9 protein-coding genes are annotated in these 11,036 nt (G+C 71.6%); 6 read left to right on the forward strand and 3 right to left on the reverse strand.

Annotated elements, in window-relative coordinates:
• Nucleotides 1–73: 73 nt before the first annotated feature.
• Entirely contained in the window at nucleotides 74–1,150 is a 1,077-nt protein-coding gene (locus E1294_RS48380) for an SPFH domain-containing protein (protein WP_132518929.1), read from the reverse strand.
• Between the two features lie 92 nt (nucleotides 1,151–1,242).
• On the opposite strand from E1294_RS48380, the gene E1294_RS48385 reads away from it, so the two are divergent.
• The gene (locus E1294_RS48385; RefSeq protein ID WP_132518931.1) at nucleotides 1,243–2,070 is read left to right on the forward strand and encodes a class I SAM-dependent methyltransferase; all 828 of its coding nucleotides are present in this window, start codon (nucleotides 1,243–1,245) and stop codon (nucleotides 2,068–2,070) included.
• 71 nt (nucleotides 2,071–2,141) lie between these two features.
• Nucleotides 2,142–3,059: a lysylphosphatidylglycerol synthase domain-containing protein gene (locus tag E1294_RS48390; protein WP_246083807.1), complete on the forward strand. Its 918-nt coding sequence runs from the start codon at nucleotides 2,142–2,144 to the stop codon at nucleotides 3,057–3,059.
• 260 nt (nucleotides 3,060–3,319) lie between these two features.
• On the opposite strand, the gene E1294_RS48395 is transcribed toward E1294_RS48390, so the two are convergent.
• Nucleotides 3,320–3,970 (reverse strand): hypothetical protein, encoded by a 651-nt coding sequence (locus E1294_RS48395; RefSeq protein ID WP_132518933.1) that lies wholly within the window; start codon nucleotides 3,968–3,970, stop codon nucleotides 3,320–3,322.
• Between the two features lie 295 nt (nucleotides 3,971–4,265).
• On the opposite strand from E1294_RS48395, the gene manB reads away from it, so the two are divergent.
• The 4 genes from manB to E1294_RS48415 all read left to right on the forward strand — a co-directional run bounded on the left by manB (nucleotide 4,266) and on the right by E1294_RS48415 (nucleotide 10,752).
• Nucleotides 4,266–5,345, forward strand: coding sequence for a mannose-1-phosphate guanylyltransferase (gene manB, locus E1294_RS48400; protein ID WP_246083808.1), 1,080 nt, complete (start codon nucleotides 4,266–4,268; stop codon nucleotides 5,343–5,345).
• Nucleotides 5,346–5,375: 30 nt separating this feature from the next.
• Nucleotides 5,376–6,272, forward strand: a complete 897-nt coding sequence (locus E1294_RS48405) for a DNA-3-methyladenine glycosylase family protein (RefSeq protein WP_132518937.1) — start codon at nucleotides 5,376–5,378, stop codon at nucleotides 6,270–6,272.
• Between the two features lie 48 nt (nucleotides 6,273–6,320).
• Complete coding sequence (locus E1294_RS48410) at nucleotides 6,321–8,924, forward strand: bifunctional FO biosynthesis protein CofGH (protein ID WP_132518939.1); 2,604 nt, start codon at nucleotides 6,321–6,323, stop codon at nucleotides 8,922–8,924.
• A gap of 79 nt (nucleotides 8,925–9,003) precedes the next feature.
• Entirely contained in the window at nucleotides 9,004–10,752 is a 1,749-nt protein-coding gene (locus E1294_RS48415) for a substrate-binding domain-containing protein (RefSeq protein ID WP_246083809.1), read from the forward strand.
• A 118-nt stretch (nucleotides 10,753–10,870) separates the two neighbouring features.
• On the opposite strand, the gene E1294_RS57875 is transcribed toward E1294_RS48415, so the two are convergent.
• Nucleotides 10,871–11,036, reverse strand: a 166-nt coding sequence (locus tag E1294_RS57875; RefSeq protein ID WP_342775157.1) for a carbohydrate-binding protein, incomplete at its 5' end; no start/stop codon positions are given.

Here is an 11,036-nt window from a genome sequence, read left to right on the forward strand (position 1 = left end):
GGGGTCTGGGTGGGGAAGCTCACGGGAGGTCCTCTCGGGGCCCTAAGCCAGGCGGCAGGGTCAGGCGGCGGGGTCAGGAGGGTGGCAACGGCGGCGGTGTGCCGCGGAGCAGGGACGCGAGCTCCGGCACGTCGCGGGCCGGGGTCCACTGCGGCATCCCGGCCCGCCACACCAGCGCGTCGGGGGTGAGACCGGCGGCGGCCAGGCCGGCCTCGCCGAACGGCCCGCGCTGCTCGCCGTCCACCCCGAGATACCAGGGGTCGTCGTCGGGCAGCGGCGGCGGCCCCTGCCGGGCGTCCGGCTGGTTCTGGGGGGCGAGCGCCGCGGCCATCTGCTGGCCGGCGGCGATGCCCACGCCCAGCCCCATGCCCTCGCCCGCCCCGCCGGCGTTCTCCAGCGCTTCGGCCGCCTGGAACCGCGCGTACTGCCCGAGGTCGCCCACGATCCCCATCTGCGAGCGTTTGTCCAGCGCCCGCTCCACCTCGGGCGGCAGCGAGATGTTCTCGATGGTGAACGTCGGGATGGCGATGCCCACGCCCGCCAGGTCGGCCGTCAGCGCTTCCGCCAGCCGCCGCCCCATCTCGTGCTGCCTGGCGGCCAGGTCGAGCAGCGGCACGCCGGCGGTGGCCAGGGCGTGGGCGAGCCGCCCCACGACCATCTGCCGCAGGTAGCCCTCCACCTCCTCGGTGCGGAACTGCGGGTCCGTCCCCGCCAGCTCGCGCAGGAGGGCGCGGGCGTCGATCACCCTGGCCGCGTACGCGCCGAACGCCCGCAGCCTCACCGGCCCGAACTCCGCGTCCCGTACCATGATCGGGTTCTGTGTGCCCCACTTGAAGTCCGCGAACTGGCGGGTGCTGACGAAGTACACCTCGGCCTTGAACGGGGACTGGAACCCGTACTTCCAGCCCTTGAGCGTGGACAGGACGGGCAGGTTGCGGGTTTCCAGCGTGTACGTCCCCGGCGCGAACGCGTCGGCGATCTGGCCCTCGTTGACGAAGACGGCGACCTGCGACTCGCGGACGACGAGCCGGGCGCCCATCTTGATCTCGTTCTCGTGGCGGGGGAATCGCCAGACCAGGGTGTCGCGGCTGTCGTCGAGCCATTCGACGATGTCGATGAACTCGCCCCTGATCTTGTCGAAGAACGTCACTTCGCCCCCGTTCGCCGGTTCCGAGCCAGGTCGGCCACCGTACCAAAGCGGCTTGACATCGGATTGGCGCCGAGGTCGGTACTGTGGCCAGCGTGGTGAAGCAACGGGTCGCGCAGCTCGAATACAGCGAATTCCAGTCCGCCATGCTCGACGAGGAGAAGCGGAGGCGGAAGGCTGCGAAGATCATCGCGGTGCTGGAGCACTTCCACGGGCCGCTGGGCGGGCTGACCGTGGGCGACGTGGGCTGCTCGGCCGGGTTCATCGCCGACGAGCTCGCGCAGGCCGGGGCCAAGCACACCATGGGCATCGACATCGACGTGCCGGGGCTGCGCAAGGCGGCCGACCGGTTCGGCGAACGGGTGGCGTTCGTGTGCGGCGACGGCACGGCGCTGCCGTTCCCCGACGGTTCGATCGACGTGCTGGTGTTCAACCACATCTACGAGCACGTGGTCGAACCCGACGCGGTGGTGGCCGAGATGCACCGGGTGTTGTCGGACGACGGGATGCTCTATCTCGGGCTCGGCAACCGGCTCGGCGTCATGGAGCCCCACTACAAGTTGCCGTTCCTGTCCTATCTCCCGCCGGCGGCCGCCGACCGCTATGTGCGGGCGTTCGGCCGGGCCGACCACTACTACGAACGTTTCCGCACCCGGCGCGGGCTGCGCAGGATGTTGCGCGCCTTCCACGTGTGGGACTACACGTTCCCCGTGCTGGCCACGCCCACCAGGTTCGCCGGGTCCGAGCTGTTCCCGGGGGCGCTGGGCAGGGTGGTGCGGGGGGCGCTGGCCAAGGCGCCGCGCGGGGTGCTGCGGCTGCTGCTGCCGGTCGTGCCGACCTACCTGTGGGTGGCGACCAAGAAGCCGCGGCGGCCCGCCGGCGCGGCGCTGCCGCAACCGCCCGAGCCGGTCCGCCCGCTGTGAGCACGGGCGGATCGGGTGCGGGCGTCCCGGGTGGTTCCGATGCGGGCGGATCGGGCGCGGGCGTGCCGGGCGTGACCGGTGTGAGCGACGGCCTGGCCGGCGTGGGCGAGGGGGCGGCCCGCCCGAGGCGGTCCGCGGCGCGGACCGCGATCAGATACGTGTTCCTGCTGATCGCGCTCGGGTTCGGCGGATGGGCCGTGGCCGGGCAGTGGGACGACGTGGTGGCCGGATTCGCCGGCCTGACGTGGCCCGCGCTGGCCGGGGCGCTGGTCGCGGTGGTCGCCGCGCTCCTCGGCGCCATGCTCATCTGGCGCACCCTGCTGTCCGACCTCGGCTCTCCGCTGCCACTCAGAGCGGCCGCCAAGGTCTTCTTCGTCGGCCAGCTCGGCAAATACATCCCCGGCGCGATCTGGCCCGTGCTGGCACAGATGGAGATGGGCCGCGACCTCGGCGTGCCGCGCTCGCGCAGCGCGGCGGCGTTCTTCCTGATGATGCCGATCCAGCTGGCCACCGGCCTGCTCGTCACGCTGGTCACGCTCGGCTGGGACCGCTACGGCTGGCTGCTGCTGTTCCTCCCCCTGCTGTTGGTCCTGCTCGAACCCAAGGTCGTCAACGGCGTGATCGGCTACGCCCTTCGCCGGCTCAAGCGCGAGCCGCTCGAACGCCCGCTCACCCGCCGCGGCATGCTCGCCGCGCTGGGCTGGGCGCTGGCCGGCTGGACCGCGTACGGCGTGCACTTCTTCTTCATCGCCCCCCAGGGCGGGCTGCTCTTCGCCATCGGCGCCTTCGCGCTGTCCTGGTGCCTGGGCATCCTGACCTTCGTCGTGCCGGCCGGCGCGGGGGTGCGGGAGGTCGTCATGGTCGGGGTGCTGGCCCCTCATCTGGCCGCCGGCCCCGCGATCGCGGTGGCGCTCACGTCCCGTGTCGTCATCATCGTGGGTGACCTGATCTGCGCCGGGCTTGCGGGAATCGCCGCACGTCGCAACTGACGCTGGTCATAAGGTCATCTTCTCGGTCGTGAACGACCGAGCTTGCAACTCCTCGCCGTCGATGGCGTAGACGGTCCGGTCCGCGTTAGGCAGCGTGACTCACTGCCCAGCCCGCCTCGAAGCCGTACCCGCTCGCGGATGCCCTGGAGGTCTTCCAGAGCGATGGCGCGCCCGGTGCGTTCTGTCTCGGTCACGATCTGCTTGGCGATCACATGGTTGACCGTCCACGGCGAAGCGCGCCTTCTTGCGGCGACGCCGTTTCAGCAGCCGCTTGGCCGATCTGGTCCGCTTGGCCTGCAGGCGGCGGCGCAGCTCACGATTGCGGGCCGGACCGCGTTCAGGCGCTTACCGCTGTAACGGGCCGCGTCACTGGTGGTGGCGATGTCGGCGATGCCCAGATCCACCCCGCGAAACCCGTGCGGCGCGGTGGCCGCGATGTCCGGCACGTCGACGGTGGCGTGCAGGAACCACATGCCGTCCCGCCACACCAGGTCGGACTCACCCTTGCGGTGTGCGGCCAGCAGCGCCAGTTGCCGGGCCGAGCCGGTGAACGCGATGCCGCGCAGCCGCCCGGCAACCGTCCAGATCGACACCGTCCGGTCCCCGTGCTGCCAGGACAGGCAGCGGTCGTCGTACGGCTGGGCCGCTCCGGGCCGGAAGGAGATCGGTTTGCTTTCGGCCTTGACCCGCCGCGCCGATCCCGGCTTGCCGAGATTTCCGGCGGCCAGGTTGGCATGCAGGGTGCGGTAGGCGTCGCAGACCTTCTTCATCACGTGCTGGGCTGGCTGCGCGGCCAGCCCGCAGGCGGCCTTGACCTGCTCGTAGGTGTGCCTGCGCAGGTCGAAGTTACGGAAACACCGCTGCTGGAAGCGGTGCGCGAAACCAGGTTGGCGGCCTTGTTGACAGTGCACAGCGTGGCCTCCAGCGCCGCCTCCTGCTCGGGCGTCGTCAGGAGTTTCACGCACCACCAGCCTCACAATCGAACACTTTATCGTTCAGGTGATGTCGCCGTGAGGTATCCGGCCAGCCCGTAGCATGGGTCTCAGGCCTGGACACCCATGTGGTCTTCACGCCCTGACCGCGGGCGGCGGTTGCGGGAGCGCGGGCCAGTGAGTTCACCTGGGACGCCTCGGCGGAGGCGCATCTCAGCTCCTATCAACGCGCGATCGAATAGTCCGGTAACCTCACGGAGTGATGGAGAGCTCTTTGCCAGACCTCGAGGCGATCCTCCTGGTCGGGGGGCAGGGCACGCGCCTGCGTCCGCTGACACTGGGCACGCCGAAGCCGCTGCTTCCGACCGCCGGAGTGCCGTTTCTGGCCCACCAACTCGCCAGGGCGCGATCGTTCGGCGTGCGCCGGATCGTGTTCGCGACGTCCTACAAGGCGGCGATGTTCGAGCCCGCCTTCGGCGACGGGTCGGCGTTCGGGCTCTCGCTCGAATACATGACGGAGGAGACACCCCTCGGCACGGGCGGCGCGATCCGCAACGCCGCGGAGGCGCTCACCTCTGGCCCCTCCGACCCCGTGCTCATCCTCAACGGCGACATCCTCTCCGGGCACGACATCGGCGATCAGGTGCGCACACACCTCGCACAACGGGCCGCTGTAACGCTCCATTTGACAGAAGTGGACGATCCCACCCGATTCGGATGCGTGCCGACCGACGAATCCGGGCGGGTGACCGCGTTCCTGGAGAAGACCCCCAACCCCGTGACCAACCGCATCAACGCCGGCTGCTACGTCTTCACCCGGTCGGTGATCGACTCGATCCCGCGCGACGAGGTCGTGTCGGTGGAGCGGGAGACGTTCCCCGGGCTGATCGAGTCGGGGGAGCTCGTGCTGGGCTACGCCGACCGCAGCTACTGGCTCGACGTCGGCACCCCCGCCGCGTTCGTACGCGGGTCGCGCGACCTGGTGCTGGGCCGGCTCGGCTCGCCCGCGCTGCCCGGGGCCACGGGCGAATACCTGGCGCTCGACGGGGCGCGGGTCTCGGTCGAGGCCAAGGTGCAGGGCGGCACTGCCGTGGGCGCGCGGGTCGTCGTCGGCGCCGGAGCCTCGGTCGTCGGCTCGGTGCTGCTCGACGACTGCGTCATCGAGCCCGGCGCCGTCGTGACCGACTCCGTGGTGGGCACGGGGGCGCGGGTCTGCGCGGGCGCGGTGGTGCACGAGGCGGTGATCGGCGACCGGGCCGTCGTGGGGCCGGGCAACGAGCTGCAACACGGCGTGCGGGTCTGGCCCGACATCGCGCTGCCCGAACGCGCGGTGCGCTATTCCAGCGACGTCTGAGACGCCACACGCTCGCGGCACACTGTAAAGGTGAAGGAGCGCAGGTGGGAGCCCGGCGGGCCGCTTGACGTGGGGCTGGCCCTGCAGCCGCACCGGCGTGGTGGCGGCGACCCCACCTGGCGCCGGAGCGGTGACCGGGCCGTGTGGCGCACGTCCAGGACCCCCGACGGGCCCTGCACGCTGCGGGTGAGCGTCGAGGACGGGTCCGTGCACGGGCGGGCGTGGGGGCCGGGCGCGGAGTGGGCGCTGGAGACGTTGCCGGCGCTGCTGGGAGCTCACGACGATGTTTCGGGATTCAGCGTCAGGCACGAGGTCCTGGCGGAGGCCGTACGGAGAAATCCGGGTCTGCGGATCGGCAGGACCGGCCGCGTCATGGAGGCCCTCGTCCCCGCCGTGCTGGAGCAGAAGGTCGTCGGACAGGAGGCGTGGCGGGCCTGGCGCTGGCTGCTCACCCGCTACGGCGAGCCCGCGCCGGGGCCCGCTCCCGAAGGCATGCGGGTCGTGCCCGAGACCGCGGTGTGGCGGCAGATCCAGAGCTGGCACTGGCACCGCGCGGGAGCCGAAGCCGTGCGCGCCAGGACCATCGCGAACGCCGCCTGGCACGCCGCCAAGCTGGAGGCCGCCGCCACCACGGAAGAGCTCGACCGGCTGCTGCGGGCGCTGCCGGGGATCGGGGTGTGGACGTCGGCCGAGGTGCGCCAGCGCGTGCTCGGCGACCCCGACGCGGTGAGCGTGGGCGACTTCCACCTGGCCAAGCTCGTCGGCTACGCGCTGACGGGGGAGAAGACCGACGATCGGGGGATGTTGCGGCTGCTGGAGCCGTACGAAGGGCATCGGCACCGCGCCGCGGTGCTGGTCTGGCTCACCGGGCTGCGCCCGCCCGCCCGCGGACCGCGGATGCCCGTGCGCGACTACCGGGCGTTCTGAGCCGCCCTGGGTGCGAGCGGCGAACTCAGCTCCACGTACTGTGCCCTTATGAGTCTCGTCAGCGATTCCGCGCTCCGCCGTGCTCTCGCCCGCGCCCGCGACGGCAAGGCCATCGACGTCGCCGAGGCGACCATCCTGCTGCACGCCCGGGGCGAACGGCTCGACACCCTGCTCGATCACGCCTCCCGCGTACGCGACGCCGGGCTGACGGCCGCCGGTCGCGAGGATGTCATCACCTACAGCAAGAAGGTGTTCATCCCGCTGACCCGGCTCTGCCGGGACCGGTGTGGTTACTGCACGTTCGCGACCGCGCCGCACAAGCTGGAGTCGCCGTACCTGAGCCCCGACGAGGTGCTGGAGATCGCCCGGCAGGGGGCGGCGATGGGCTGCAAGGAGGCGCTGTTCACGCTGGGCGACCGGCCGGAGGACCGCTGGCACCAGGCCCGCGAGTGGCTCGACGCGCACGGCTACGACGACACGCTGTCGTACGTGCGGGCCATGGCGATCAGGGTGCTGGAGGAGACCGGGCTGCTGCCGCATCTCAATCCGGGGGTGCTGAGCTGGCGCGACCTGCAGCGGCTCAAGCCCGTCGCGCCGTCCATGGGGATGATGCTGGAGACGACGTCGCGGCGGTTGTTCGAGGAGAAGGGGCAGCCCCACCACGGATCGCCGGACAAGGACCCGGCCGTGCGGCTCCGCGTGCTGGAGGACGCCGGCCGCAGCGCCGTGCCCTTCACGACCGGGATCCTCATCGGCATCGGCGAGACGGTGGAGGACCGGGCGGAGTCGATCTTCGCGATCCGGCGGGTGGCCCGCGAGTACGGCGGCATCCAGGAGGTCATCGTCCAGAACTTCCGCGCCAAGCCGGACACCGCCATGCGCGGGCTGCCCGACGCCGACCTGCAGGAGCTGGCGGCCACCATCGCCGTCGCCCGCCTCGTCCTCGGGCCCCGCGTCCGCCTCCAGGCGCCGCCGAACCTGGTGGACGCCGAGTACGCGCTCATGATACGGGCGGGCATCGACGACTGGGGCGGGGTGTCGCCGCTCACGCCCGACCACGTGAACCCGGAGCGGCCCTGGCCGCAGATCGACGACCTCGCGGCGCGCACCGCCGAGACGGGCTTCCGGCTGCGGGAGCGGCTGACGATCTATCCCGAGTACGTGGTGGCGGGTGAGCCCTGGCTCGACCCGCGGCTGTTCGGGCACGTGGCCGCCCTGGCGGACCCGGCCACGGGGCTGGCCAGGGAGGACGCGGTCCTGCGCGGGTTGCCGTGGCAGGAACCCGATGGAGGGTTCGTCGCGTCGGGAAGGGTGGATCTGCATGTCGAGGTCGACACGACCGGGCGGACCCGCGACCGGCGCGACGACTTCGACCACGTCTACGGCGACTGGACCGCGCTCCGCGACCGTCTCGCCCCGGATCCCGCCGCGTCCGATCCCGCCGTGCTCGATCCCGCCGCGTCGGCGAGGGGCGGCACCGTGACGCCGGGTGAGGTCCGGGCGGCGCTCAGGCGGGCTGAGGCGGATCCCGCGGGCCTGACGGACGCCGAGGCGGTCGCGCTGCTCGGGGCGGAGGGCGAGGCGCTGGACGAGATGGCCGCGATCGCCGACGGGCTGCGCAGGGAGGCGGCCGGGGATGACGTGACCTACGTCGTCAACAGGAACATCAACTTCACGAACGTGTGTTACACCGGCTGCCGCTTCTGCGCGTTCGCCCAGCGCAGGACCGACGCCGACGCGTACACACTGAGCCTTGACCAGGTAGCCGACCGGGCGCAGGAGGCGTGGGAGGCCGGGGCGACCGAGGTGTGCATGCAGGGCGGCATCCACCCCGACCTGCCCGGCACGGCGTACTTCGACATCGCCAGGGCGGTGAAGGCCAGGACGCCGGGCATGCACGTGCACGCGTTCTCCCCGATGGAGGTCATCAACGGCGCGAGCCGGACGAACATGTCCGTCCGCGCCTGGCTGGAGGCGGCCAAGGAGGCGGGCGTCGACTCGCTGCCCGGGACGGCGGCCGAGATCCTCGACGACGACGTGCGGTGGGTGCTGACCAAGGGCAAGCTGCCGGCCGCCGAATGGGTCGAGGTGATCACCACGGCCCACGACGTGGGCATTCCCACGACGTCCACCATGATGTACGGGCACGTCGACAACCACCTGCACTGGGTCAGGCACATCAAGCTGATCCGGCGGCTTCAGGAGCGGACCGGCGGGTTCTCGGAGTTCGTGCTGCTGCCGTTCGTGCACACCAGCGCCCCCATCTACCTGGCCGGCCTCGCCAGGCCGGGCCCCACGGCGCAGGAGAACAGGGCCGTGCACGCCCTGGCCAGGATCCTCCTGCACGGCGCGATCAAGAACATTCAGTGCTCATGGGTCAAGCTCCGCGACGACCTGTGCCGCCAGGTGCTCCAGGGCGGCGTGAACGACCTCGGCGGCACGCTCATGGAGGAGACCATCAGCCGGATGGCCGGCTCGGAGAACGGCTCCTACAAGACCATCAGCGAGCTGCGGGAGATGGTCGAGGTCGCGGGCCGCCCGGCCAGGCAGCGCACCACGGAGTACGCGACCCCGGCGGCGGAGCGGCTGCGGGCCTCGCAGGCGAGTGACGGCGTGTGCCAGAGCGTCAGGAGGGCCCTGCCGATCGCCTAGTTATAACATGTTCTAACAAGGCTTGCGCCCGCCACGGGAGGCGCTGGAAGAATCGTCACTCCCCGGAGAGAGGTTCACCGTGCGGTTGGGTCGGCACCGTGCCGCGCTGCCCCCTGAGCGGCGGCGCAGGAAGGCGTTCCGGCGGGGCATGCTGGCGACGCTCACGGCCGTGGCGATCGTCGCGGCGGGCGCCGTCGCGGTGCTCGGCGGCGGGGGTGTGCTGTGCAGCGCACGAGAGCCTGTTCTGGTGAGCGTGGCGGCCGCGGTCGACGTGGCGCCGGCGGCGATGGAGGCCGCGGGGCGGTTCAACGAGGCGAAGACGGCGGTCGGCGGCCGGTGCGTGCTGGTCCAGGTGACCGAGCACCCGCCGGCCACGGTCCTGCGCACGCTGATCGGCGACCGGGCGGGCATGCTGCGCGAGCGGCCCGACGGCTGGATCGCCGACTCCTCCGCGTGGATCAGGCTGGCCCGCCAGCAAGGGGCGAGCGCGCTGCCCGCGGGCGAGAGCGTGATGGCCACGTCGCCGCTCGTGTTCGCGACCCGCCAGTCGCTGGCCGAGCGGTTCTCCGTCGGCAAGACCGAGATGAACTGGCGGATGGTCTTCCCGTCGACCGTGCGCGGGCGGCTGACGCCCACCGAGGACGAGCCCGACATCGTCCGCGTGCCCGACCCGTCCCTCGCCGGGGCCGGCATCGCCACGGTGGCCGCCGCCAGGGACGTCGTCGGCACGGGCCCGGAGGCCGACAAGGCGCTGACCGCGTTCGTACGGTGGGCGCAGGCCGGTTCTGCGCCCGACTACCGCAGCATGCTGGACGCGGTCGACGACCGCACGTTCTGGAAGCGACCGGTCGTGATCGTCCCCGAGCAGTCGGTGTGGCAGCACAACCTGCGCCCGTCGGACGACCCGGTGGTGGCGCTGCACCCGCGCGAGGGCACGATCAACCTCGACTATCCGTACGTGGTCACCGCTACCGACCCGGCGGTCGCGGAGGCGTCCGCGGCCTTCGCCGGCTGGCTGGAGGGGCCGCAGGCCCAGGAGATCGTACGGCGGGCCGGGTTCAGGTCGGGAGACGGGCGGCAGGGGCCGATCTCTCCTGGGCCGCAGATCCCCTCGGAGGCTCCGAAGACGAGGCCGTCGGTGTCGCCGCAGGACATCGACGCGGCGCTGGCCGCCTGGAGCAGACTGGCCCCGCCGACGAACATCCTGGTGCTGACCGACGCCTCCAAGCACATGGCGGAGAAGCTGAACGGCGACACCAAGATCAGGGTGGCGCTGGACGCGGCCAAGATCGGGCTTCGGCTGTTCCCCGACTCCACGCACATGGGTTTCTGGGAGTTCGCCGACCGGCTCGGCGGCATCAAGGGCTACCGGGAGCGGGTCACGCTCGGGCCGATCAACGAACCCGAGTCGGGGCAGGTGATCCGGCGCAGCCGGCTGGACGAGCTGACCAGCACGATGACCGCCCACCCGAAGGCGGACAGCTCGCTCTACGACTCGATACTCAGCGGCTTCCGCAAGGTCACCGGCGACTACCGCGAGGAGATGAACAACGCGCTCCTGGTGATCACCGGGAGCCGCGACGACGGCAGGGGCACTGACCTCGCGGGACTCCTCGACGCCTTGCGGCGCGGGTGGGACCCTGAAAGGCCCGTCCAGATCATCATCATCGCGTTCGGTAAGGACGTGGACCGGGCGAGCCTGCCGCAGATCGCGGCTGCCACGAACGGCTCGCTGCACGCGGCGAAGGAGCCGGGGGAGATCATCGACGTCTTCCTCGCCGCCCTGGCCCGTCGGCTGTGCCACCCCACCTGCAAGCCGACGACCTGAGGGCCGCGTGAAGAGGGCCGTGAATGGGCCTGTGAAGGGAACGCATGACGAGGGCGCGAAGGGGTGGTGCGGGAAGGTCGGTGCGTGAAGGGGGCGCGGGACGCCCCCTTCCGCCGTGCTAGGCGCGCCGCCAGAGGGCGGGAACGTTGGGCGGTTCCCACCCGGCGATGGCGGTGTGCGCCTGGACGCACTGGTAGGTGGCGCCGTTGTAGGTCACCGTGCTGCCGGTCGGGTATGCCGTGCCGGCCTTCCAGGTGCCCGAGGGGGTCGTCGGGGTGTCGGTC

Source organism: Nonomuraea diastatica, assembly GCF_004349015.1.
Taxonomy (GTDB): domain Bacteria; phylum Actinomycetota; class Actinomycetes; order Streptosporangiales; family Streptosporangiaceae; genus Nonomuraea; species Nonomuraea diastatica.